Raw genomic sequence first — 25348 nt, 5'->3', positions numbered from 1 at the left:
CACTGAATCCCAGAAAAATTCATCATTTGCATCATGGGTGAGGGGTCTTGAGAATGCCCATCCTCGCTTGCTCCCTGCTGCCCATGCCGACCCATCCCGCCCTCGCGCTGTCCGCCACCTGCCTCGCCGCCCTGCTGTTCGGACTGGAGATCTCCAGCGTGCCCATCATCCTGCCGGTGCTGGAGGCGCAACTGCGGGCCGGCTTCCAGGACCTGCAATGGACCATGAACGCCTACACCATCGCCTGCACCACGGTGCTCATGGCCACGGGCACCCTGGCCGACCGCTATGGCCGGCGCCGCGTGTTCGGGCTGAGCGTGGCGGCCTTCGGCATCGCCTCGCTGCTGTGCGGCCTGGCGCCGCACATGCCCGCGCTGATCGCCGCCCGCTTCGTCCAGGGCCTGGCCGGCGGCGCCATGTTCATCTGCTCCATCGCCATCCTGTCGCACCAGTTTCCCGAGGGCAGGGCGCGGGCGCGGGCCTTCGCGGTGTGGGGCGTGGTGGCCGGCATCGGCCTGGGCTTCGGACCGGTGGTGGGCGGTGCCATCGTGGCGCTGGCCAGCTGGCACTGGGTCTTCCTCGTGCACGCGCCGCTGGCGCTGGTGTGCCTGGTGCTGGTCCGCGCCGGCGTGGCCGAGTCCAGCGACCCGCAGGCGCGCCAGCAGCGCCTGGACTGGGCCGGCATCGCCACGCTGACCGTGGCCGTGCTGGGGCTGAGCTGGCTCATCACACAGGGCGCCAGCCTGGGCTGGACCAGCCCGGCCGCGCTGGGCCTGCTGGCCGCCGCGCTGGCGGGCCTGGCGGGCTTCGTCGTGGCCGAGCGCCGGCATCCGCACCCGATGTTCGATTTCTCGGTGTTCCGCATCCGCGACTTCTCGGGTGCCATCCTGGGCTGCGTGGGCATGAACTGCAGCTACTGGCCCTTCATGGTCTACCTGCCGCTGTACTTCACCGCCGGCCTGGGCTGGGACACCACGGCCACGGGGCTGGCGCTGCTGGTCTACACCGTGCCCTTCCTCGTGATGCCGCCCATCGCGCAGTGGCTGCTGCTGCGCTACCAGGCGCGCACCGTGATCCCGGCGGGGCTGTTCGCGATCGGCCTGGGCTTCGTGGGCATGCAATGGGGCAGCCGCTTCGCCGAGCTGGGCGGCTGGACGGTGCTGCCCGGCGCCTTGCTCGCCGGCATCGGCCTGGGCCTGACGACCACACCGGCGACCAACATGACGACTTCCGCCGTGCCGCCCGAGCGCGTGGGCATGGCCTCGGGCATGGACACCAGTGCACGGCTCATCAGCTTGGCGCTCAACATCGCGGCGATGGGCGGGGTGCTGGTGGCCGGCATCGCGGCGGCGCTGCGCACGGTGCTGGGGCAGGGCGTGCCGGTACCGCAGCTGCGCGCACTCGCCGAGCAGTTGGCGGGTGGCAATGTGGCAGGCGCCCGTCAGGCGCTGGCGGCGCTGGCCGGGCCGGACGCGGCGGGCACGGCGCTGCAGGCTGCCGTCACGCAGGGCTTCGGCGCGGTGATGCTGTACGGCGCGGTGGCCGTCTGGCTCACGGCGGTGGCCAGCTGGGCGGTGCTGCGCCGGCCGCACCCCGCTGCGGGGGCCGCGGCCACGGCCTGATCCACGGCTACGACGGTTGCCGCTCCACGGGCCGCGCCTCGGCGCCCGAGCGCAACAGCGGTGGCTGCAGGCGCCGGGCCAGCACCACATGCAGTGGTTGCCAGGCCGCGGCCATGGGCGAAGGCTCCTGGCGCCAGACCAGGGTGTCGCCAGCGATGCGCCCCGCCGCATGCAGTTGCTGGAGCCGCTCGGTGGCGACGGGGCCGCGCTTTTCCTGCGCGGACATGTACCACCAGGATCCGTCCGGTGCGTCAAAGGTGTTCATGCAGGCAACGTAGCAGACGACGACGGCATTGGGAATCCGCAGGAAAGAGGAAGTTCCGTGGCGCGGCGGCCTGCGCGGTGGGTGCGCCTGCGCCTACCGCTGCCGCAGCCAGGCCTCGAACGCATCGACCTGCAGGGGCCGCGCGAACAGATAGCCCTGGCCCTTGTCGCACGCCATCGCGCGCAGCATCTCCGCCTGACCCGCGGTCTCGATGCCTTCGGCCACGGCGCGGAAGTTCAGGCCCCTGGCGACCTTGATGGTGGCTTCCACCAGCTCGTGCAGCCGCCTCTGGACCGGTTCGTCATGGGCGGGCCGCCGTCGCTTGTTTGCACACAAATTTCAGGACTCTCCTCGATTTGAAGGATGTCTTGCGTCCGGACCGGCTGCAAGCTTGCATGGGCATCGAACAGCGCAGGAGGCACGGCATGGAGCCAGTCGAAAAGCAGCCAGCGACGCAGTGCATGCTGGCGGCGAGCGCAAGCTTGTTGCGCCGGCACGCCGAGCGCGTGCTGTGCCGGCAGTGCGACGAGGACGCGATGGTGGCGAACTTGAGCCACATGGTCGACGGTCTGCCGCCCGATGCGCTGCAAAGCCTGGTGGCGCTCGCGGCGTCGCAGGGCGGGGGCGCCATCGCCAGCGCCGCGCTGCGTTCGCAGATTTATGCGGCCGCAGTCCGCTGCAGCGAAGAGCATGTCGCGGCGCAGGATGGCCGGCGCGCGCATCTGTTCGCGCTGCCCATGGCCATCGCCGGACAGGAGCGTCCGCGCCACCGGTCGACCCCGCTGGCCGGCGAGCAGCTCGCCGCAGTCGTCCACGCGCTGGGCCGGTACCAGCTGGCTCCGGATGCCGAGATCGCCGTGCTGCCCTGGTTGCTCAGTGCGCACGAGGCCATGTTCCTGACCCTGGGCGAGGTGCACCTGCTCAAGCTGCACCTGTGCGCCGGCCGTCATGGCGCGGCCATGCAGGCCCTCGCCACGGCCGTGGCGCAGCGGCATGCTGCAACGCGCGCGCACATCGCACTGGTCGAGCAGACCGAGCTGCGCCTGCAGGACCATGTGGTCCTTCTGGTCGGCATCGCGCGCTGCGCGCGGGATGCCGCTGCGCCGTTCCCGCTCCAAGCGGTCCACCATGCGGCAGAGCAAGGCTTTGCGCGCGCGCTCGGGTGCGCGCTGGAACTGCTCAAGCCTGCCGCTGCGTGGAGCGCCAATGTGCCGGGCTGCAGTGCCTTGCCGCGGGCCATGCCGCCCCAATGGGCGTCTGGGGGCTGGAGCGCAGGCATGGGGGCGTCGCTTTCCTGGCTGCATTGAGGGGGTGGCGGGCCGTCGGCAGGTCGACGGCCGACGGCAGGTGTCTCGTTTGTCCGGCACACGGTGCGCGCCTGCCTGGACACACTCTGTCTGAGGCCAGATTCCGTTCGTCCGTCCTGGAAAGGAAGCAGTGCCAATGCACCATTGCGCGGCAGCCCCATTGTCGGAAACGCAACGCTTGTCTTCCCTGCACGGGCTGTCCGTGCTGGACAGCGCGCCGGAGGAAGTCTTCGACACCATCGTTCGCATGGCTGCGCGGGCCTGCGGCACGCCCATCGCCTTGCTGAGCCTGATCGACGTGCAGCGCCAGTGGTTCAAGGCCCAGGTCGGGATGCCCGGGGTCACGGAGACGGCCAGGGATGCGGCGTTCTGCAACCACGCCATCGAGGACGACCAGCTGCTGCTGGTGCCCGACGCAGCGCGGGATGTGCGCTTTCGGGACAAGCCGAGCGTGCGCGGCCCGCCGCATGTCCGCTTCTATGCCGGTGCGCCCCTCGTGCTGGGCGATGGCGCGCGGGTCGGCACGCTGTGCGTGATCGATCACCACCCGCGTGCGCTGGACGGAGGGCAGCTCGACACGCTGAGGTCGCTGGCGCGCATCGCCACCCAGGCTCTGGAAATGCGCGGTGCGCTGGTGCGCGAGCAGGCGCGCCTGGCCGACGCCGCCCCGCGCCAGGTGGCCGCGCGCGCCCAGGCGCTGGCCGAACGCGGTCTGTGTGCCGATGCGCCGGTCGATGACCAACTGGCCTATGCGCTGCTGCACCGCGCCGGCGACAGCACGGGCGGGCGCGCGCGTGCGGAGGAAGCCTTGCGCACCAGCCAGCAGTTCCAGGCCCAGGCCGGTCTTGTCGCGGGCATCGGCGGATGGACGCTGGATCTGCGCAGCGAGCGCCTCACCTGGTCCGAGCAGACGCGCAGGATCCACGAGGTGGACGACGCCTTCGTGCCCACGGTCGACCACGCGATCGACTTCTATGCCCCGGAGTCGCGGGCGGCCATCCGCGAGGCCATCGACGCCGGCATGCGCACCGCGCGCCCCTGGGACCTGGAGCTGCGCCTGGTCACGGCCAAGGGCCGGACGATCTGGGTGCGGGCAGTCGGCGAGGTCGTGTGCGAGGACGGCCGGCCTGTGCGCATGCTGGGCGCCTTCCAGGACGTGACCGAGCGCAAGGGGCTGGAGCAACTGGTGGCGCGCCAGGGCGCCACGCTGCGCGCGGTGGTGGAAGCCGTGCCGGCCAATGTGTCCGTCGTCGACCGCCATGGCGTCCTGCAGTTCGCCAATGGCGGCTTCAAGCAGTGGTGCGGCGCAAGCCGCGCGGAGATCCTGGGCCGGCCGCTGGCCGACGTGCTGGGCCGTGTGGAGTACGAGCGCAGCCAGCCGTGGCTCGAACGTGTGGCCGCTGGCGAGACCGTGAGCTTTGAGACGGAATGCGTCGGCCGCCGCGACGGTGCGCACTGGGCCGTCACCTGCATCCCGCTGTGGAACGAGCCGGGCCGCACGGACGGCTTCGTCCAGGTCGCCCATGCCGTGCGCCAGCACCGCATCGAGGCAGGCCGGCCGATGCCTGCAAGCCAGCGCGATGCGCTGACAGGCCTGTTGAACCGCGCCGGGCTCGTCGCCTACATGGAGCGCCAGATGGCCGAGAACGGCGGCGCCAGGCTGGCGGTGCTGTGCATCGAACTCGCGCCGCCGGCCCCGGCCCAGGTGCACGATGGCCCGGCCGTGGGCGACCGGCTGCTGCAGCTGTTCGCGCAGCGGCTGGGTGGCCTGGTGCGGCCCGGGGATGCGGTCGCCCGCCTGGGTCGCAGCACCTTCGCCGTCGTGCTGGCCGGCATCGCGGACGCCCTGCATGCGGGCGCGGTCGCCGACAAGGTCAGCGCTGCGGCACAGGACCCTTTCGAGATCGAATCGCTGCAGGTGGCAGGTGCCGCGCGCGTCGGCGTGGCCTGGGGCCTGCAGCCGGGCCAGCCCTGGACCTTGCTGCTGACCCGTGCCGATGCGCTGTTGCACGGCACGCCGGGCCGCTGAAGGACCGACGCCCCATGGCGCGGGGCGCACAGGGGTGATCGGGGGCCATGTCCCACGGTCGACCTGTCAGGTTTGCCAGCCAAGGTGGGCAGGCATGCCACGCGCCTTCTCTAAGATCGGAGAAGACATGAACAGGGAGGCGACGTGGCCGATGAAGAGCGCGAAGAACAGGGGGCTGCGGCGAACGGCGATGGCGCGTTGCTGGACGTTCTGCGCCGGATCGAGAGGGCGAACTTTCCTTTCCGCGTCGCTACCCCGGCGCTGGTGGCGGAGATCGAGGCACTGCTGCGCGCCGGCCTGGTTGAAGGCGGCGTCGGCCGTTCGCCGGTCGACGCGGGGAAGATCGCGGTGGTGCGCAGGATCTCTGCGCTCGGCCGGGCCCGGCTGGCGCTGACGCGCGACTCCGCGCGCGGCGCGCTGGAATGGTAGCCGGCCCCGCCGCTCAAGCCGTCGCCACACGACAACCGGCCAGGGCCTGCTCCGCCGCCGCGCGGGCATGGATGGCCGTGGTGTCGAACAGCGGCACCTCGGCATCCTGTGGGCCGATCAGCAGCGAGATCTCCGTGCACCCCAGGATGACGGCCTGCGCCCCCCGGGCCGTGAGCCGGGCCAGCACCTGCTGGAACGCCTGGCGCGACTGCGGCCGCACGACGCCCAGGCACAGCTCTTCGTAGATGATGCGGTGGACGCAGGCGCGGTCCTCGGCGTCCGGAACGATCACCTGGAGGCCATGGCGCTCGACCAGCCGGTCGCGGTAGAAGGGCTGCTCCATCGTGAACCGGGTGCCGAGCAGCCCCACGGTCGAATGGCCGGCGGCCTGGACCGCCGCCGCCGTGGGATCGGCAATGTGCAGCAGCGCAATGCCCACCGCCGATTCGATGCGCGGCGCCACCTTGTGCATGGTGTTGGTGCACAGGACCAGGAAATCGGCACCTGCGCGCTCCAGCGCGCAGGCGGCTTCGGCCAGCACGGCGCCGGCTTGTTCCCAGTCGCCCGCGTGCCGCAGTTGCTCGATCTCGTGGAAATCGACGCTGTACAGGATCAGCCGGGCCGAGTGCAGCCCGCCCAGGCGCGCCTTGACGGTCTCGTTGATCTGGCGGTAGTAGGGAACCGTCGATTCCCAGCTCATGCCGCCCAACAGGCCAATGGTCTTCATGTGTTCCACCTTGCAATCGATCGGCCGTTCCGCGGTGTCCGCGGACGGGGCATGGCAGCCCGTCGCCAGGGCGAAGGGCCACTGTAGCGGCTGGCCGTCCGTGCCAATGCGCAGGCCTCAGCGCGCAGGCTGCCAGCCTCCGCCCAGTGCCGCCACCAGCGCCATGCTCGCAGCCAGCCGGTCGGCCTGCACGTCCAGCAGCCCGCGGCGTGCCGTCAGCGCGAGATTCTGCGCCGTCGCGACTTCGAGGAAGCTGATCTCGCCTGCGGCGTAGCGGTAGCCGATGACCTGTTCGTTCTCGGCTGCCAGCGCCACCAGGCGCTGCTGCTCGCGCTCCTGCTCGGAAAGAAGGGCCAGCTGGGCCAGCGCGTCCTCGGTCTCGCGCACGGCGGCCAGCACGCCGGCGCGCCAGGCCGCGGCCTGTGCGTCGTAGACGGCCAGGGCCTGGGCCTCGGCGGCGCGGCGTGTGCCGCCGTCGAACAGGGTGGCGGCCAGGGACGGGCCCAGCGACCAAACGCGCACCGGCGCGTCCAGCAGGCTGGCCAGGCTGCCGCCTTGCAGGCCGCCGCTGGCCGACAGCGTGAGGTCCGGCAGCCAGGCCCGCTGGGAGACACCCCACTGCGCGTGGGCGGCCGCCAGTTGCCGTTCGGCAGCGGCCAGGTCGGGGCGGCGGCGCAACAGCTCGGCCGGCAGCGCGGTGGGCACGGCCGGCAGGGTCGGCAGGGCCTGGTCGTGCGCGGCAATGCGCAGTTCGGCGGGCGTGGCGCCGGCCAGCAGCGCCAGGGCATTGGCTTGGAGCGCGCGCTGGCGGCCGATGGAGAAGACCTGGGTGCGCAGCGACTGCAACTGGGTCTCGGCCTGGATGACGTCGGCGCGCGCCACCAGGCCGGCCTGGTACTGCGCGCGCGTGAGGGCCAAAGAGCGCGCGTAGGCCGTTTCTGCTCGGGCCTGCAAGGCCAGCTGCGCGTCGAGCGCGCGCAGCCGCACATAGCCCTGCGCGGCCGACAGCTGCAGCGCCAGCCGCGCGGCATCCAGCAGCGCGGCCTGGGCCTGGACGCCGGCCTCGGCGGCGTTGCGCTGCTGTGCCACGCGGCCCCAGAGGTCGGGCGTCCAGGCCAGCGTGAAGCCGGTGGACAGCGCCGTTCCGGCGCCGGTGGCAGGGCTGCCGCGGCTCGCGCCGCTGCGCGTGGCGGCCGCGCTGGCACCGAGCTGCGGCCGGTCCAGCGCGCGCGCGGCATCGACCAGGGCCAGCGCCTGGCGCCAGCGGGCCTCGGCCTGCGCGAGTTCGGCGTTGGCCTGGCTCACCCGGCGCAGCAACCGGTCGAGCTCGGCGTCGGCATAGGCGTTCCACCAGTCGGTGGCGATGTCTGGCGCGGTGGCGGCGGGTGCGGCATGCACGAAAGCCGCCGGCAGCGCGATCTGCGGTGCCTGGTATTCGGGCGTGCTGGCACAGGCGCTCAGCAGCAGCGTGGTCAGGATGGCAAGGGCAGGGCGGGCGCAGTGGTGCTCGGGCATGGTGTCAGGCGGGCGCGCTCGCGTGGCCGCTGAGGCGCTGGCGCAGGCGTTCCAGGGCAAGGTAGACCACGGGCGTGGTGTAGAGCGTCAGCAGCTGGCTCACGGCCAGGCCGCCGACGATGGCGATACCCAGCGGGCGCCGCAGTTCGGAGCCTTCGCCCAGGCCCAGCACCAGCGGCATGGCGCCCAGCAGCGCGGCGAGGTTGGTCATCAGGATCGGGCGCAGCCGGCGCAGCGCCGCCGCATGGATGGCGGCCCCGGGCGCCAGGCCCTGTCCGCGTTGCGCAGCGAGCGCGAAATCGATCATGAGGATGGCGTTCTTCATGACCACGCCGATCAACAGGAACAGGCCCAGCAGCGCGATCAGGCTGAACTCGGTGCCCGACAGCCTGAGCGCGAGCAGCGCGCCCACGCCGGCCGAGGGCAGCGTGGACAGGATGGTGAGCGGGTGCAGCGTGCTCTCGTAGAGCATGCCCAGCACCAGGTAGACCGTCACCAGCACCGCGAGGATCAAGAGCGGCTGGCGCCGGAGCGTGGCCTGCAGGCTGCCGGGGTCTTCGCCGCTCTCGCCGGTGCTGATGCTGGCCGGCAGCATGACGCCGCCCACGGCGCGTTCGATGGCCTGCTGCGCCTGCTGCAGCGAGATGCCGGGTGCCAGGCCGTAGCCGATGCCGATGGCAGCGGACTGCGCGTCGTGGAACACGCGGTCGCGCGTGAGGCCGTAGCGCCAGCTGGCGACTGCGCTGAGCGGCACGCGCTGGCCGGCCTCGCCCCGCAGCTGCACCTGGGCCAGCGCGGCGGGCTCGCTGGCGTTGCGCGGATCGGCTTCCATGACCACGCGGTACTGGTTGAGCGGGTCGTAGAGGGTGGCCACCTGGCGTTGCGAGAAGGCGTTGTTGAGGGCGGATGCGATGGTTTCCATGCGCACGCCGAGCCGGCGCGCGGCCTCGCGGTCGACCTCCAGCACCACCTGCTGCGCCTCCTCGCCGCCCGGGATGTCCACGCCCACGAGCTCGGGCAGCTGGCGCAGCGCCTCGCCGACCGGCCGCGTCCAGCGACGCAGGTCTTCGAGCGAATCGGAACGCATCACGAACAGGTATTCCCCATCGCCGCCCTGGCTGGACAGGCGGATGTCCTGGTCCACCCACAGGATCAGGATGCCGCCGGCCACAGCCGGCGCGGCCGCGCGCAGCCGGGCTGCCACGTTGGCGGCCGGCTCGCCGCGCTCCGCGAGCGGCTTGAGCCGAATCCGGAAGAAGGAGTTGCTGATGCCGCCGCGCCCCCCGCTGGAGCCGGTCACGTCGGCCACGCCGGGGTCGGCCACCAGCAGCTTGCGGAAGGTGTCGATCTTGGGCTGCATGACCTGGAACGAGAAGGCGTCGTCGCCGCGCACGAAACCGCCGATCTGGCCCGTGTCCTGCTGGGGCAGCATGCCCTTGGGGATGGCCAGGTAGAGCCAGACGTTGAGCGCCACGGTGATGGCCAGCAGGCCCAGCGTGAGGATGCGGTGGCGCAGTGCGAAGCCCAGGCTGCGCGCGTAGCCGTGCTGCAGGTCGGCCAGCAGGCCGGCGAACCAGCGTGCGGCGCGGCCCGGTGGCTTCGGCGGGCCGGCCGGCAGTCCGTGCGCGCACAGTGCCGGCGTGAGCGTGACCGAGACGGCCAGCGAGATCAGCATGGCCGCCACCAGCGTGATGGCGAACTCGCGGAACAGCCGCTCGACCACGCCGCCCATGAACAGCGTGGAGACGAAGACCACGACCAGCGCGAGGTTCATGGCCACCAGCGTGAAGCCGACCTCGCCCGCGCCGCGCAGGGCCGCGCGCCAGACCGTGCGCCGGCCGACCTCGCGCTGGCCAGCCGCGGCCTGGGCGGCGCGCGCACGCTCGATGTGGCGCTGGATGTTCTCCAGCACCACGATGGCGTCGTCCACCACCAGGCCGGCGGCCACGATCAGCGCCATCAGCGAGAGGTTGTTGAGCGAAAAGCCCTGCCACCACATCACGGCGAAGGCGCCGACCAGCGAGACCGGCAGGGCCAGCGCGGGGATCAGCGCGGAGCGCAGGTTGGCGAGGAAGGCCCAGACCACGGCCACCACGAGAGCGCAGGACAGCAGCAGCGTGAACTGTGCCTCGCGCAGCGTGGCGCGGATGCCGGGCGAGCGGTCCATCACCACGCGCAGCTCGGTGTCGGCCGGCAGCAGCGCGCGCAGCTGCGGCAGCTGGGCGCGGATGGCATCCGTGGTCTGCACGATGTTGGCGTCGGCGCGGCGGCTGATCAGCAGCACCACGGCCGGGCGGTCGTTGTGGTAGCCGCTGGCGTAGCGGTTCTCGGTGGCGTCCGTGACCTCGGCCACATCGGACAGGCGCACCAGCGCGTTGGCATCGTGCCGCACCACCAGCTGCGCGAAATCGGCCGCGGTGCGCAGCGGCGCGGCCAGCGTGAGCTGCCAGCGCCGGGCGTCCTGCTCGACCTGGCCCAGCGGCTGCCAGGCGTTGGCGTCGGCCAGCGCGCTGCGCACATCCTCCAGCGTCATGCCGCGGTGCGCCACCGCCTCTGGGTTGAGCTGCACGCGCACGGCCGGCAGCGCGGCGCCGTCCACGCTGACCTCGCCCACGCCGACGATCTGCGCGATCTTCTGCGCCAGGATGGTGGAGGCGTTGTCGTAGAGCTTTGATGACGGCAGCCGGGGCGAGGACAGGGCCAGCGCCATGATGGGCGACTGCGAGGGGTTGACCTTCACAAAGCCCGGGTTCTCGCGCATGCCCGAGGGCAGCTGGCTGCGCGCGGCGTTGATGGCGGCCTGCACCTCGCGCGCGGCCTCGTCCACGTTGCGGTCGAGGTCGAACTCCAGCGTCACGCTGGTCGCGCCCTGGTTGCTGCTGGACTGGATGCGCTGCACGCCCGCGATGCTGCCCAGCGCGCGCTCCAGCGGGCCGGCCACGGTGGCGGCCATGCTCTCGGGGCTGGCGCCGGGCAGGTTGGCGCGCACCTGGACCACCGGGAAGTCCACGCGCGGCAGCGGCGCCACGGGCAAGAGGCGCAGGGCCAACGCACCCGCGAGCAGCACCGCGATGGCCAGCATCGCGCTGGCCACGGGCCGGTGGATGAAGAAGCGCGAGAGGGTCTTCACGCAGCTTGCGCCTGCGGCGCGCGCCGCTTGCCCAGGCGGTCGAAGGCCAGGTAGACCACGGGCGTCGTGAACAGCGTGAGCACCTGGCTGACGATGAGCCCGCCCACCATCACGATGCCCAGTGGCTGGCGCAGCTCGGCCCCCGAGCCGCTGGCCAGCATGAGCGGCACGGCGCCGAACAGCGCGGCCAGCGTGGTCATGAGGATGGGCCGGAAACGCAGCAGCGCGGCGCGGTGGATGGCCTCGCGCGCAGGCATGCCCAGGCGGCGCTGGGCGTCGAGCGCGAAGTCCACCATCATGATGCCGTTCTTCTTGACCAGGCCGATCAACAGCACGATGCCGATCACGGCGATCAGGTCCAGCGGCCGGCCCATGAGCAGCAGTGCGGCGAGCGCGCCGACCGTGGCCGAGGGCAGCGTGGACAGGATGGTCAGCGGGTGCACGGCGCTTTCGTAGAGCATGCCCAGCACCAGGTACATCACGACCACCGCCGCAAGGACCAGCCACAGCGTGTTGGCGAGAGAGTTGCGGAAGGCCTCGGCCGCCCCCTGGAAACGCAGTTCCACGGAGGCGGGCAGCGCGATCTGCTGCTGCACAGCCGCGATGGCGGCCACGGCCGCGCCCAGCGAATGGCCGGACGCGAGGTTGAAGGACAGCGTGACGGCCGGGAACTGGCCCTGGTGCTCGATGGCCAGCGGCGCGCGGCGCTCGACCACGCGCGCGACGGCCGACAAGGGCACGGGCCGCGCGTCGGTGCCGGCCGGCTTCACATGGATGCCCTCCAGCGCGCGCAGGCCGCCGCCGGCCGCGTCATCGCTCTCCAGCACCACGCGGTACTGGCTCGCGTGCGTGAACATGGTGCTGATCTGGCGCTGGCCGAACGCGCTGTGCAGGGCCGAGGCGATGTCGGCCATGCGCAGGCCCAAGCGTGCGGCGGCGTCGCGGTCGATCTCCAGGCTGGCCTGCAGGCCCTCGCGTTGCAGGTTGTGCGCCACATCGGCCAGCTCGGGGCGCTGCGCCAGGGCCTGCTGCATGCGCTGCGTCCAGTCGGCCAGCAGGGCGCTGTCGGGCGAGCTCAACGTGAACTGGTACTGCGTGCGGCTCACGCGGTCTTCCATGCCGAGTTCCTGCACGGGCTGGAACCAGGCCTGGATGCCAGGCACCTGCAGTGCACGCGTGCGCAGGCGGGCGATGAGCTGGTCGGCCGAGACGCTGCGCTCGGCATGCGGCGCCAGCGTGAGCAGCATGCGCCCGCTGTTGAGCGTGGGGTTGTTGCCGTCCACGCCGATGAAGGACGAGATGCTGGCCACGGGCGGTTCGGCCAGGAGCGCGCTGGCCAGGGCCTGCTGGCGCTCGGACATGGCGGTGAAGGACACACTCTGCGGCGCCTCGGTCACGACCTGGATGGCACCCGCGTCCTGCACCGGGAAGAAGCCCTTGGACACGGCCAGGTAGAGCCCGGCGGTGAGCACCAATGTGGCGAGCATGGCCAGCAGCGCGAGCGGCTGGCGGGCCAGCACCCAGTCGAGCGCGCGGCCGTAGTGGGCGATGGTCGAGCTGAGCCAGTCGCGCTCGGCGTGCTTCGCGGGCTTGGTCAGCATGCGCGCGGCCATCATGGGCGTCAGCGTGAGCGAGACCACGAGGGAGATGCCGATGGCCACGGCCAGCGTGACGGCGAACTCGTGGAACAGCCGGCCCACCACATCGCCCATGAACAGCAGCGGGATCACCACGGCCACGAGCGACACCGTCAAGGAGACCAAGGTGAAGCCGATCTCGCCCGCGCCCTTGAGCGCGGCCTCCATGGGGCCGGCACCGTCCTCGCGGTGGCGCGCGATGTTCTCCAGCATCACGATGGCGTCGTCGACGACGAAGCCGGTCGCGATCGTCAGCGCCATCAGCGTGAGGTTGTTCAGCGAATAGCCCAGCAGCAGCATGGCCGCGAAGCTGCCGACCAGCGACAGCGGCACGGCCACGCTGGGGATGATGGTGGCGGGCAGCGTGCGCAGGAACACGAAGGTCACGAGCACCACGAGCGCGATGGCGAACAGCAGCTCCTTCTGCACATCGCGCACCGAGGCGCGGATGCTCTCGGTGCGGTCGGACACGATCTGCACCTTGACTGCAGCGGGCAAGGTGGCCGTGAGCTGCGGCAGCAGCGCGCGCACCTGCTCGGCCACGGCGATCACGTTCGCGCCGGGCTGGCGCTGGATGTTGAGCAGCACGGCCGGGGCCAGGCCGCACCTGGAGGCCTGCTCCGGCGCGCAGGCCGTGCCGGCCCAGGCGGCGAGGAAGCGGTCCTCGGCGCCGTCGCCGACCTCCGCCACATCGGCCAGGCGCAGCGGTGCGCCATCCTTCCAGGCCACGACCAGCCGGCGGTACTCCTCCACCGAGCGCAGCTGGTCGTTGGCGTCCAGCATGGTGCTGCGGATCGCGCCGTCGAAGCTGCCCTTGGGCTGGTTGCTGTTGGCCGCGGCAATCGCGCTGCGCAGCTCCTCCAGCGTGAGGCCGTTGGCGGCCAGCGCGCGGCTGTTGGCCTGCACGCGAATGGCGGGGCGCTGGCCGCCGGCCAGGCTGACCAGGCCCACGCCGGGCAGGCGCGAGAGCTGGCCGGCCATGCGCTGGTCCACGAGGTCGACCACGCGCGGCAGCGCCAGCGTGTCCGACGTGATGGCCAGCGTCAGGATGGGCGTGTCGGCCGGGTTGACCTTGCGGTAGATCGGCGGCGTCGGCAGGTCGGCGGGCAAGAGGCTCGCGGCGGTCTGGATCGCGGCCTGCACCTCCTGCTCGGCCACGCCCAGGTCGACCTGCAGCGCGAACCTGAGCGTGATGACCGAGGCGCCGGCCGAGCTGGTGGAGGCCATCTGCGCCAGGCCCGGGATCTGGCCCAGCCGGCGCTCCAGCGGCGCGGTGACGGTGCGCGCCGTCACGTCGGGGCTGGCGCCGGGCTGGAAGGTGAAGACCTGGATGACCGGGTAGTCCACCTGCGGCAGCGCGGCCACGGGCAGCTGGCGCCAGGCCAGCAGGCCCGCGATCAGCACGGCCAGCATCAGCAGCGCCGTGGCGACCGGGCGCAGGATGAAGGGGCGCGACAGGGAGGAAGGCGAGGCGGCCACGGCGTCAGCGGGCCGTCGGGGCAGGCTGTTCCGTCGTGGCCAGCGGCGAGCTGGCCGGCAGATCGGGCTGCTCGACCAGGGTCACGGCGCGGCCGTCCTCCAGCCGGTCCAGGCCTTCGAGCACCACGGGCTCGCCGGCCTGCAGCCCCTTCTCGACCACGGTGCGGCCACCGCCTGCGGGCCCCAGCGTCAGCATGCGCACCTTGGCCTTGCCATCGGCGACCACGTAGACATAGCTGCCGCGCGAGCCGAACTGTACGGCGTCGGTGGCCACGGTCACGGCGCCGGGCAGCGCACGCAGCGCCAGGCGCAGGTTCACGAACTGGTTGGGGAACAGTGCGTCGTCGCTGTTTTCGAAGCGCGCCTTGAGCTTGAGCGTGCCGGTGGCCGCGTCGATCTGGTTGTCCAGCGTGTCGAGCCGGCCTGCGGCCAGGCGCTGGCGGTTGTCGCGGTCCCAGGCCTCGGCCACGGGCGTGCTCTTGCCCGCATGCGCGAGGCGCACCTCGGCCACCTGCGGCTCGGGCACGTTGAACAACACGGCCACGGGCTGGGTCTGCGTGAGCGTGAACAAACCGTTCGTGTCGTTGGCCGTGACCAGGTTGCCGGCATCCACGCGGCGCAGGCCGACGCGGCCCGCGATCGGCGCCGTGATGCGCGTGTACGAGAGCTGCAGCCGCGCGTTGTCGACCTGGGCCTGGTCGATCTGCAGCGTGCCGCGCAGCTGCTGCACCAGGGCGCCCTGGCGCTCCAGCGTCTGGCGGGCCACGGCGTCGCGCTGGAACAGCTGCTCGTAGCGCGCCAGCTCGCTCTCGGCATTGCGCAGCTGGGCCAGGTTCTGCTGTTGCTGGCCCTGCATCTGCGCCAGCGCCACGCGCAGCGGCGCGGGGTCGATCTCGGCCAGCAGCTGGCCGCGCGCGACCTGTTGGCCTTCGCGCACGAGCACGCGTGCCAGCTGGCCGTCGACGCGGCTGCGCACCGTGACCGTGTTGAAGGGCATGACCGTGCCGATGGAGCGCAGCTGCACGGTGAAGTCTTCGCTGCGCGCGGGCTCCACGCGCACAGGCACGGCGCCGGACCAGGGATCGGGCCCGGGCGGCGGGCCCTTGGGCGGGCGCAGCAAGACATGCCAGACCAGTGCGGCGGCGCCGGCCAGCAGGCCCAGCCAGAGGATGCGACGGGCCCAGGGGCTGCGAGAGGAAGGCGCAGGAGACAGCGCGGAAGAATCGTCCGTGGCGGGCATGGGTCGGCGGCGTTGGTGGGGCTGCGTGGCCGCGGGGAGAGGTGCGCGTGGCACGGGCGGACAGCGGTGGCTCCGGCACCTCGCGCAAGCGCGGCCGGCACCGTTTCAAATGATAACAACTCTCAACGGCGCGCCGAACCAAAGACCCGCCAAGGCGGCGGGCCGGTGAGAACCGTTCTCAGCGCACGATGGAGACGAGCACGCTGCAATGCGCATGCTCGATCAGTGCGCCCGAGATGGCGCCCTGCCACCAGCGCGCGGCCCAGTTCTCCAGGTGCTTGTGGCCGACCACGATGAGATCGGCGTCGATCTCCTTGGCGCGGCGCGTGATCTCGGTCACCGAATCGCCGGTCACCACCTCGCCGCTCACGGTGTGGCCGGCGGCGCGCAGCCGCGCGAGGCCGGCGTCGAGCACGGCCTGGTGGCGCCCGCGCTCGCGTTCCTCGGCCACCTGGTCGTAGACCCCCACCTCCAGGCCAATGGAGCCCACGTGCAGAGGCATCACGGCGATCAGCGTCAGGGCCGCACCGCTCAGGTGGGCCAGGTCGCCGCAGTCGAGCAGGGCCTTCTGGCCGGCTTCGGAACCGTCGTAGGCGAGCAGGATGCGTTTGTACATGGTGGAACTCCCTGGGTTGTGGTGGGCGCAGTCTAGGCAAGGGCCGTGCCGGCGTCGAATCGGGGAATGCCCTTGTCGCCGTGCCGGTGTAGGCTTGGTCCTGCACGGCGCGCCGATGGGCTCCGACGGCTGCAGCGGCGCAGCAACGACGCAGCGGCGGGGGCCACCCGCCTATGGTGGGCGCTTCGCTGTGCGAAGCCGCACAAGAACCTACGAGAACGAGGCCTTGCATGACCGTTTTCTCCCGCCCGGCCGGCCTGGCCGTGCCGCCCGTGCGTGCAGCGCTGCTGCAGCGCTTCGCCGCGGTGCGCGGCCATTCGCTGGCCCTGGCCGCGCCGCTGTCGGCAGAAGACCAGTGCGTGCAGTCCATGCCCGACGCGAGCCCGACGAAGTGGCACCTGGCCCACACGACCTGGTTCTTCGAGGCGGTGGTGCTGCAGCCGCAGTGGCCGGGCTACGCCGTGTTCGACCAGCGCTTCTTCTATCTCTTCAACTCCTACTACGAAGCCTTGGGCCCGCGCCATCCGCGTGCGCAGCGTGGCCTGCTCACGCGGCCGTCGGTGGACGAGGTCATGGCCTACCGGCTGCATGTGGACGCGGCTGTCGAACGCTTCATCGCCCAGGCCGGTGAAGAGGCCTGGGCGGCGGCAGAGCCGCTGCTGGAGCTGGGCCTGCAGCACGAGCAGCAGCACCAGGAGTTGCTGCTGACCGATGTGCTGCACGCGCTGTCGTGCAACCCCCTGCTGCCGGCCTATGCGCCCGCCGAAGCGGCGCCGCTGCGGCTGGTGCGCGGGCAGCCCGAGCCCCTGCGCTGGCTGTGCCGGCCCGAGGCCATCGTCGAGGTCGGCCACGACGGCACCGGGTTCGCGTTCGACAACGAAGGCCCGCGCCATCGCCGGCTGCTGCCGGCCTACGAGATCGCCGAGCGGCTCGTGAGCTGCGGCGACTACCTGCGCTTCATCGAAGACGGCGGCTACCGCCGGGCCGGCCTGTGGCTGTCCGACGGCTGGGCCCAGGTGCAGGCGCTGGGCTGGCAGGCGCCGGCGTACTGGCTGGCCCCCGGCGACCTGCGTGTGCCGTCCGACGACTGGCAGGTGTTCGGTCTGGCCGGCGTGCAGGCGCTGGACCCGGCGGCGCCCGTGATGCAGCTGAGCTTCTACGAGGCCGCGGCCTATGCCGAATGGGCCGGTGCGCGGCTGCCGACCGAGTTCGAATGGGAGGCGGCCCATGGCGCGGACGGTCTGCGCGACATGGCAGGCAAGGTCTGGCAATGGACGCGCTCGTCCTACGAACCCTATCCGGGCTTCAAGCCGCTGGCCGGCGCCGTCGGCGAATACAACGGCAAGTTCATGGTCGGCCAGATCGTGCTGCGCGGCGCCAGCCTGGCGACGCCGGCGGGCCATGCGCGCCCTACCTACCGCAACTTCTTTCCACCGCACGCGCGCTGGCAGTTCTCGGGACTGCGGCTGGCGCGCGATCCGCGACCTGCCACGACAGCCAGCCAGGAGGCCTTCGAATGAGCTTTGTCATGCAACCCCATCTGCGTGTGGTGGACAGTGCGCCCGAGCGCGACTTCCGCGCCGACATGCACGCCGCCCTCGGTGCGCCCGAGCGCAGCATCTCGCCCAAGTACTTCTACGACGCGCGCGGCTCGCAGCTGTTCGACGCGATCTGCGAGTTGCGCGAGTACTACCCCACGCGCACCGAGCTGGCGTTGCTGCGCGCGCATGCCGGCGAGATCGCGGCGCTGGCCGGGCCGCAGGCGGAGGTGGTGGAGTTCGGCGCCGGTTCCCTGCGCAAGGTGCGGCTGCTGCTGGACGCGCTGGACAGCCCGGCCGGCTACGTGCCCATCGACATCTCGGGCGAGCACCTGGCGCAGGCCGCCGCCCAGTTGCGCCGAGACTATCCGGCGCTGTCGGTGCAGCCCGTGGCGGCCGACTACACGCAGCCGCTGCAGCTGCCCGCCGGCGCACGCAAGACCGGCATGCGCCTGGGCTTCTTCCCGGGCTCGACCATCGGCAACTTCGACCCCGAGCAGGCCCTGCGCTTCCTGCGCATGGCCGCGCGCGTGCTGCGCGGCGGTGCACTGCTGCTGGGGGCCGATCTGGTCAAGGACCCGGCCGTGCTGCACGCCGCCTACAACGACGGGGCCGGCGTCACGGCCGCCTTCAACCTGAACCTGCTGGCGCGCGCCAATCGCGAGCTGGGCACCGACTTTGACCTCGATGGCTTCGCCCACGGCGCTTTCTACAACAGCCCCCAGCGGCGCATCGAGATGCACCTGGTCAGCCGCCGCCGGCAGCGCGTGCAGCTCGACGGGCAGGCCTACCTGTTCGAGCAAGGCGAGACGCTGCACACAGAGAACTCGCACAAGTTCAGTGTGGACAGCCTGCGCGCGCTGGCGGCAGAGGCCGGATTCCTGCCGGGCCCGGTCTGGACCGACCCCAACGGGCTGTTCAGCCTGCACTGGCTGGCCGCTCCGGCATGATGGCGCTTTCGAGGAGAGCCGCATGAAAGCAATCTGGAACGGCAAGGTCCTTGCCGAGAGCGACGACCTGGTGTTGGTGGAAGGCAACCACTACTTCCCGATGGAGTCGCTGAACCGCGACCACGTCACCTACAGCAACCACAAGAGCACCTGCCCCTGGAAGGGCCAGGCCAGCTACTACTCGCTGCTGGTCGACGGCGAACTGAACCAGGACGCCGCCTGGTACTACGCCGACCCCAAGCCCGCAGCGGCGGAAATCAAGAACCGCGTGGCGTTCTGGAAGGGTGTGAAGATCGAGCCCTGAGTTTGTTGCATGCACGGCGTGATGTTGCGCCGATGTCATGCATTCGCACCCTTGCGCAGAGAAGATGATGCGCAGCACGCAATTTCGAAGTAGATTTCGCAGCAGTTGCTGAAAACTATTTGAAATGCGTGCTCCGGCGTCGACCGTGCGGGGCCCGTGGAAAGGGCATCCATGGCGCATTCGGGGCGGGATCCTGCACGTGGCCTGAAGGCCGGCAGCCAGTGCGGTTGACGCGGTTCGGCCGCTGGCTCGCCTGGGCGGCCCTGCTGCTGGCGCTGTGGGCGCATGGGCTGGTCCAGGCGCAGGTCACGGTCGGCAACACCGCCACCATCACACCGCCTGCGGGCGTCAACGAGCCCGACTGCGGCCTGCCCGGCCCGAGCGATTGCGCGGGCGACAACACCAGCACGGTCACGGCCCCGGTCTGGGTCGACGCGGTCGCCAAGAGCGCCGAGCCGGCCAGCGGCACCTCGGTGCAGAGCGGCCAGACCATCACCTACATGCTCACGGTGGCCGTGGCCAATGCGGCCACCACCGCCCCCATCGTCCTGCAGGACCAGCTCAGCGCCGGTCTGGTGTTCGGCCAGGTGCTGAGCGCCGGCCCCTTCGCCCTGGCCGGCAGCGGCAACACGCGCAGCTTCACCTTGCCGGCCGGCACCCCGGTGGGCACGCATGCGCTGCGCTACACGGCCACGGTGGCCGCGGCCAGCGGCACGGTGTCCAACACGGTGACGGCACCCGGCTGCACGGCCGGCAGCTGCAGCACCGCGCACCCGGTCGGCGGTGTGACCGTGGCCAAGCTGCTCACGAGCGAGAGCGGCCAGCAGGCCGGCCTGGCGGAATTCGCCGAGACGCTGGGCTACACGGTCACCGTCACCAACGCCGATGCCCAGCTGGCCAGCAACTACCGCTTCAACGAGAACGTGCCGGCCGGCGCCACGCTGGTCGGCGTGGACGGCGCGGCGGGCTTCGCCGGCACGGTGACCGGGCCGGCCACCGTGCCGCTGGTGGTGGCCCAGGTGCCGGCGGGCGGCACGGCCACGGTGGCGGTGCGCTTCCGCATCGCCGACGCACCGCCGGCCGGGCAGACCGAGATCGTCAACCGCATCGACGGCGGCGATGTCGACACCCCGCAGTGCGGCGCGCGCTGCGTCGTCACCACGCCGCTGGAGCAACCCACCGCCATGCGCATCGTCAAGAGCGTGGCCGTGCGCGAGGTGCGCATCGGCGACCTCGTGCGCTACACGCTGCGCGTGGCCAACGCGGGCGCCATCGACATCGTCGATGGCCGCATCCTGGACACCCCGCCGCCCGGCTTCAGCTACGTGGCCGGCTCCATGGCCGTGGCCGACCGCGACGGCGCCTTCACGCTGGGTAGCGCCCAGACGCCGCTGCAGATCGGCGGCATCGACATCGCCACCGGCCGGGAGGCCGTGATCAGCTACCTGCTGCGCGTGGGTGCCGGCGTGCGCCAGGGCGTGCACCGCAACCAGGCGCAGGCGGTGGACCGGCGCGGCTGGCCGATCTCCAACACCGCGACGGCCCAGGTCACGGTGGTGGCCGATCCGCTGCTGGACGAATCGCTGATCCTGGGCACGGTGTTCGACGACCGCGACGGCGACGGCTGGCAGGACCCGGCCAGCCTGACCGGCGTGCGCGCGCAGGGCGGCTTCGCGCCCGAGGCCTACATCGCCGGCTCGACCGAGATCGACCACGGCCAGGGCTTCGTGCCCGTGCCCGAAGCTCTGCAGGACGCCAGTGCGCCGCTGCTGCACGGCCTGGACCTGGGCCGCATCGACGGCCGCCAGTCCGAGGCCGACGCGCCCGAGAACCACCAGGTGGTGCTGCGCCAGCGCCTGCGCACGCTGGCCTTCGTCGACGGCTTCGTGCTGCGCAGCGCGCAGGGCGTGCACCTGCACATGGACGCGGCCGGCCAGACGCGCCTGGAACGCGAGGGCGACGCGGCCAAGGGCCTGAACGGCGCACTGCCCTCGGTGCGGCGCGAGGTCGCGCTGGGCGAGGGCGGTTACGTGGTCGACTACGTGCTGCGCAACCTGGGCGTGGACGAGCGCGGCATCCCAGGCGTGCGCATCGCCTCGGCCGAGGGCCTGCTGATCGAGACCGATCCTTACGGCCGCTACCACCTGATCGGCATCAGTGGCGGCACGCAGGGCTTCGGCCGCAACTTCGTGCTCAAGGTCGATCCGGCCACCCTTCCGGCCGGCGCCGAACCCAGCACGCCGAACCCGCTGGTGCGCCGCATCACACCGGGCCTGCCGGTGCGCTTCGACTTCGGCGTGCGGCTGCCCGTGCAGCGCGTGGGCGGTGCAGCGCAGCCGGCCGACATCGTGCTCGGCGAGGCCTTGTTCCAGCCGGGCCAGGCCACGCTGAACCCGGCCCATGCCGGTGCGCTGGACGCGCTGGCCGGGCAACTGCAAGGCGAGGGCGCGGGTGGCGAACTGGTGCTGGCCGCGGGCAGCGACCCCACGCTCGCACTGGCCCGTGCCCATGCCGTGCGCAGCGCGCTGCTGCCGCGTCTGCAGACAGCCAGCGCCCGCGTGCTGCGCGTGGTGCTGCGCGATGCCACCGGCGCGCCGCTGGCCACGCAGCTGCAGGGCGGCGTGCTGCTGGGCAGTGCCTGGTTCGCGCCGGGCCAGGCCGCGCTGCGGCCGATCGCCGGCCCACTGCTGCGCCAGCTGGCGCAGCAGTTGCAGCAGGACGGTGGTGGCCGCGTCGTGGTGGCCCGGGAAGCGGGCGCAGCACTGGCCATGGCGCGTGCCCAGTCCGTGCACGCGGCCCTGCAGCCCCTGCTGGCCGATGCGCCCGAAGCCGTTCGCCTGCGTGTGCAAGTGGCACCCGAGATGCCGACCACGCCCACCGGAGGCCAGCCATGAAGCGCCGCTTGCTGGGCTGCGCCCTGTTCTCGCTGGCCTCGGCCGGCACGCCGGATGCGTACGGCCAGATCGCGGCGCCGCCTGCCCCCGCCACCGCAGGCCCTGCCGCTGGTGCCAGTCCCGGCTGCGGCGCCCAGGGCTGCAGCACGGCCGAGGGCCTGCCGCTGTTCCAGCTGCAGCCGCGCAATGCACCGGACGCCCAGGCGCCCGCACCGGCGCCGGCCGGCCGCACGGCCGCCGGCACCGGCCTGTCGCTGCTGCTGCCGGGTGGCGGCATCGTCTGGGCCACCGAAGACCCGGCGCTGGGCCAGCCCGAACTGAGCGTGTCGGGCCCGGCCGAGGTGGCGTTCGAGAACGGCCGCCTCACGCGCCCGGTGCCGTTCTACCTGCGCAGCAACTACCCGGCCTTCGTGCGGCGCTTCGAGCTCACGCTCTACCGCGCCAGCGACACGGCGTACACCGAGCCGCTGGTCGTGCTGCCCATGCCGGTGGCGGCCGTGGGCCGCGTGGAGTGGAGCGGCGTGCCGGCATCGCGCTTCCCGCTGCGCGCGGGCGACGAACTGGTCTACGTGCTGCGCGCCTATGGCGCAGAGGGCGCCGTCGACGAGACCCTGCCACGCAGCCTGCGCCTGGCCCGCCCCGAGGACGTGGAGCGCCTCGACGGCCAACTGCGCGACGCGACCGAACGCAGCCTGGGCGCGGCGCTGAGCCTGCAGCAGGCCCAGGCCCAGCGGCTGGTGGACAGCGTGTTCGCCAGCAACGACCTGCGCCAGCAGAACATTCCGATCTACGGCTCGCGCATCCGCATCCAGGGCCGCAACCTGCCCGAGGGCGCAGCGCTGGAGATCAACGGCCAGGCCTACCCGACCGACCTGCAGCGCAAGTTCGTGGCCGAGTTCCTCTCGCCCGTGGGCCTGCACCGCTTCGACCTCACGGTGCGCGCGCCGGGCCAGGCGCCGCTGCAGCACGTGCTGGAGGTGGACGTCACGGGCAAGTACCTGTTTGGCGTGGGCATCGCCGACCTCACGGTGTTCCAGAACCAGGCCAGCGGCCCGGGCCGCGAACTGGCCCTGAACGGCCGCGAGCGCAGCGTGCTGAGCAACGGCCGGCTGGCCTTCTACGGCAAGGCCAAGATAGCCGGCACCTACCTCGTGACCGGCCATGCCGACACGCAGGAGCGCGACGTGCGCCGGCTGTTCTCGGGCTTCACGAAGGCCGATCCGCAGGACATCTTCCGCCGGCTCGATCCCGACCTGTACTACCCGACCTACGGCGACGACTCCACGACGGTGCGCGACGTGGACACCCAGGGCCGGCTCTACCTGCGTGTGGACTGGGACAAGAACCAGGCCCTGTGGGGCAACTACCAGACCGGTTTCACGGGCACGGCCTACGGGCAGTACATCCGCTCGCTGTACGGTGCGGCCGCCAAGTGGCGGTCCACCGCGACCAACCCCTGGGGCGAGGCCAACACCCAGCTGCGCGCCTTCGCCTCGGAGGCGCAGACCGCGCCGGGCCACAGCGAGTTCCTGGGCACGGGCGGCAGCCTGTACTACCTGCGCCACACCGACATCCTGCCGGGCTCGGAGGTCGTGGTGGTGGAGCAGCGCAACCGCAGCACCGGCCGCGTGGAGAGCCGGCGCCAGCTGCTGCGCGGCACCGACTACGAGATCAGCGACCTGCAGGGCCGCATCGTGCTGCTGCGCCCGCTGCTGCAGTTCGCCGACGACGGCCTGCAGGGCATCACACGCGACACCCCGCTTGCGGGCCTGGAGCAGTATTTGCTGGCCGACTACGAGTGGATTCCCACCGGCTTCGACAGCGGCAACCTGGCGGCCGGCATCCGCGGCAAGCAGTGGGTGAACGACCACGTGGCCGTGGGTGCGACCTATGTGGACGAGGGCCGCGCCGGCGAGGACTACAGCCTGAAGGGCGTGGACCTGACGCTGCAGGCCGGCCGCGGCACCACGCTGCGGGTGGAGCGCAGCAGCAGCCGCGCCAGCAGCGCGCCGGTGTTCGTCTCCAGCAACGGCGGCCTGAGCTTCGCGCAGCGCAATCCCGACGTGGGCCCGCGCAGTGGTCATGCCACGCTGGCCGAGGCCCAGGCCAGCCTGCAGGAACTGGGCTGGACCGCGCGCAACTGGACGGTGGGCGCCTGGTGGCGGCGTGTGGACGCGGGCTTTTCCGTCGCGCGCGAGGACTACGGCGTGGACCGGCTCGAGGTCGGCGTGGAGGTGCGCGGCCAGGTCAGCGACACCGTGGAGATCCTGGCCCAGCACAGCCGCGCCACGCGCGGTGCCGAGGCGCTGGAGCAGACCCGCCTGACCGCGCAGTGGCGCCCGACCGAGGACGACACCGTCACTGGCGAGCTGCGCCGCATCACGCAGGAGCGACTGGGCGGCACGGCAGAGGGAACGCTGGGCGCGGTCAAGGTCGCGCGCCGCGTGACGCCGCAGCTGGAGCTCTACGGCATCGGCCAGAAGACGCTGGACGACGACAGCGGCCGCTACCCCGACAACGACGCTGCCACGGTAGGCGCGCGCTACCGCTTCCAGAACCTCTCCGTGCTGGGCGCGGAGCTCACGCGCGGCGACCGCGGCAACGCGGCCCAGGTCAACGGTGAGTACCGGCTCAACCCCGACCACACGTTGTACGGCACGCTCACGCACAGCACCGACACCAGCGACTACGACTCACTGTTCAACCAGCGCCTGCAGAGCGGCTGGACGCTGGGTCAGCGCTGGCGCCTGGGCGAGCGCAGCAACCTCTACAACGAAAGCCAGTTCTTGAAGGAGCGCGAGGGCCGCGGCCTGGTCCACACCTTCGGCATGGACTTCTACCCGGCCGTGGGCTGGAGCACGGGCTTCACGCTGCAGAAGGGTGACCTGGACACCAGCGCCGGCACCGTGCACCGGCGCGCCGTGAGCGTCAGCGCGGGCCGCGTCTCGGCCATCACCGAATGGTCCAGCAAGCTCGAATGGCGCGAGGACACCGGTGCCGAGCGCCGCCGCCAATGGGTCAGCACCAACCGGCTGAACCACAAGCTGGACGAGGATTGGCGCGTGTCGGGCCGGCTCAACTACTCGCGCACGCGCGACCAGATCGACGCCACGGCGGGCGCCAGGTTCGTCGAGGCCGGCGCGGGCTTCGCCTGGCGGCCGCACGACGATGCGCGCTACGCGCTGCTGGGCCGCTACACCTACCTCTACGACCTGCTGTCGCTGGGCCAGATCGGCAACACCGACTACGACCAGCGCTCGCACGTCGTCTCGCTGGAAGGCATCTACAAATACGACCACCAGTGGGAGTTCGCCGCCAAGCTGGCCAACCGGGAAGGTGCTGCGCGTGCCGGCCGCGGCGCCGGCCCCTGGTTCGATTCCAGCACGCGCTTTGCCGCGGTGCAGGCGCGCTACACGCTGCCGGAGCAGTGGCATGCGCTGGCCGAGTACCGCTGGCTGGACGTCAAGGACGGCGGCACGCGCCAGGGCTGGCTGGTCGGCATCGACCGCGACATCACCAAGAACCTGCGCCTGGGCGTGGGCTACAACTTCACCGACTTCAGCGACGACCTGACGCGCTTCGGCTACCGCTGGCGCGGCTGGTACATCAACCTGGTGGGAAGCTACTGAGCGACATGGACAAGATCTGCACATCCCTGGCACGACG

The 25348-nt window shown here is 71.8% G+C and carries 17 protein-coding genes; 9 read left to right on the top strand and 8 right to left on the bottom strand.

Annotated features, from left to right (window positions below; genetic code table 11):
• Positions 1-83: 83 nt before the first annotated feature.
• A complete protein-coding gene (locus tag ACSQ4M_RS23975) occupies positions 84-1622 on the top strand; it encodes an MFS transporter (RefSeq protein WP_436191912.1) in 1539 nt (512 codons plus the stop codon).
• A 7-nt stretch (positions 1623-1629) separates the two neighbouring features.
• On the opposite strand, the gene ACSQ4M_RS23970 is transcribed toward ACSQ4M_RS23975, so the two are convergent.
• Together ACSQ4M_RS23970 and ACSQ4M_RS23965 are read right to left on the bottom strand one after the other, a co-directional pair.
• On the bottom strand, positions 1630-1887 hold the full coding sequence (locus tag ACSQ4M_RS23970) for a DUF4339 domain-containing protein (protein ID WP_436191911.1): 258 nt from the start codon (positions 1885-1887) through the stop codon (positions 1630-1632).
• A gap of 93 nt (positions 1888-1980) precedes the next feature.
• Positions 1981-2223, bottom strand: a complete 243-nt coding sequence (locus ACSQ4M_RS23965; RefSeq protein ID WP_436191910.1) for an EAL domain-containing protein — start codon at positions 2221-2223, stop codon at positions 1981-1983.
• Between the two features lie 89 nt (positions 2224-2312).
• Between ACSQ4M_RS23965 and ACSQ4M_RS23960 the strand changes: the two genes are divergently transcribed.
• The 3 genes from ACSQ4M_RS23960 to ACSQ4M_RS23950 all read left to right on the top strand — a co-directional run bounded on the left by ACSQ4M_RS23960 (position 2313) and on the right by ACSQ4M_RS23950 (position 5652).
• A complete protein-coding gene (locus ACSQ4M_RS23960; RefSeq protein ID WP_436191909.1) occupies positions 2313-3194 on the top strand; it encodes a hypothetical protein in 882 nt (293 codons plus the stop codon).
• A 178-nt stretch (positions 3195-3372) separates the two neighbouring features.
• Entirely contained in the window at positions 3373-5223 is a 1851-nt protein-coding gene (locus tag ACSQ4M_RS23955; RefSeq protein ID WP_436191908.1) for a PAS domain-containing protein, read from the top strand.
• Between the two features lie 144 nt (positions 5224-5367).
• Positions 5368-5652, top strand: a complete 285-nt coding sequence (locus ACSQ4M_RS23950) for a hypothetical protein (protein WP_436191907.1) — start codon at positions 5368-5370, stop codon at positions 5650-5652.
• A gap of 13 nt (positions 5653-5665) precedes the next feature.
• Here ACSQ4M_RS23950 and ACSQ4M_RS23945 read toward each other — a convergent pair whose 3' ends face one another.
• From ACSQ4M_RS23945 to ACSQ4M_RS23920, 6 genes are all read right to left on the bottom strand, one after another.
• Positions 5666-6379 carry an aspartate/glutamate racemase family protein gene (locus ACSQ4M_RS23945; protein ID WP_436191906.1) on the bottom strand — a complete coding sequence of 238 codons (714 nt, stop codon included), beginning with the start codon at positions 6377-6379 and terminating at the stop codon, positions 5666-5668.
• A 117-nt stretch (positions 6380-6496) separates the two neighbouring features.
• The gene (locus ACSQ4M_RS23940; protein WP_436191905.1) at positions 6497-7894 is read right to left on the bottom strand and encodes an efflux transporter outer membrane subunit; all 1398 of its coding nucleotides are present in this window, start codon (positions 7892-7894) and stop codon (positions 6497-6499) included.
• Positions 7895-7898: 4 nt separating this feature from the next.
• A complete protein-coding gene (locus tag ACSQ4M_RS23935; RefSeq protein WP_436191904.1) occupies positions 7899-11024 on the bottom strand; it encodes an efflux RND transporter permease subunit in 3126 nt (1041 codons plus the stop codon).
• Positions 11021-14074 (bottom strand): efflux RND transporter permease subunit, encoded by a 3054-nt coding sequence (locus tag ACSQ4M_RS23930; RefSeq protein ID WP_436194062.1) that lies wholly within the window; start codon positions 14072-14074, stop codon positions 11021-11023. Before ACSQ4M_RS23930 ends, ACSQ4M_RS23935 begins: the two co-directional genes overlap by 4 nt.
• Positions 14075-14144: 70 nt before the next feature.
• A complete protein-coding gene (locus tag ACSQ4M_RS23925) occupies positions 14145-15380 on the bottom strand; it encodes an efflux RND transporter periplasmic adaptor subunit (RefSeq protein WP_436191903.1) in 1236 nt (411 codons plus the stop codon).
• Positions 15381-15558: 178 nt separating this feature from the next.
• Entirely contained in the window at positions 15559-15996 is a 438-nt protein-coding gene (locus ACSQ4M_RS23920; protein ID WP_436191902.1) for a universal stress protein, read from the bottom strand.
• 230 nt (positions 15997-16226) lie between these two features.
• Here ACSQ4M_RS23920 and egtB point away from each other — a divergent pair, with 230 nt between their 5' ends.
• The 5 genes from egtB to ACSQ4M_RS23895 all read left to right on the top strand — a co-directional run bounded on the left by egtB (position 16227) and on the right by ACSQ4M_RS23895 (position 25311).
• Positions 16227-17516 carry an ergothioneine biosynthesis protein EgtB gene (gene egtB / locus ACSQ4M_RS23915; protein ID WP_436191901.1) on the top strand — a complete coding sequence of 430 codons (1290 nt, stop codon included), beginning with the start codon at positions 16227-16229 and terminating at the stop codon, positions 17514-17516.
• 65 nt (positions 17517-17581) lie between these two features.
• Complete coding sequence (egtD, locus tag ACSQ4M_RS23910; protein WP_436194061.1) at positions 17582-18484, top strand: L-histidine N(alpha)-methyltransferase; 903 nt, start codon at positions 17582-17584, stop codon at positions 18482-18484.
• Between the two features lie 22 nt (positions 18485-18506).
• Positions 18507-18788, top strand: a complete 282-nt coding sequence (locus tag ACSQ4M_RS23905) for a DUF427 domain-containing protein (protein ID WP_436191900.1) — start codon at positions 18507-18509, stop codon at positions 18786-18788.
• 221 nt (positions 18789-19009) lie between these two features.
• Positions 19010-21682: a hypothetical protein gene (locus tag ACSQ4M_RS23900; RefSeq protein ID WP_436191899.1), complete on the top strand. Its 2673-nt coding sequence runs from the start codon at positions 19010-19012 to the stop codon at positions 21680-21682.
• Positions 21679-25311, top strand: coding sequence for a hypothetical protein (locus tag ACSQ4M_RS23895; protein ID WP_436191898.1), 3633 nt, complete (start codon positions 21679-21681; stop codon positions 25309-25311). The genes ACSQ4M_RS23900 and ACSQ4M_RS23895 overlap by 4 nt, the downstream gene beginning before the upstream one ends.
• Positions 25312-25348: the final 37 nt, after the last annotated feature.

It is taken from the genome of Pseudorhodoferax sp. LjRoot39 (assembly GCF_964253035.1).
GTDB lineage: Bacteria > Pseudomonadota > Gammaproteobacteria > Burkholderiales > Burkholderiaceae_C > Pseudorhodoferax.
This window is presented reverse-complemented; position numbering and strand designations above follow the sequence as displayed.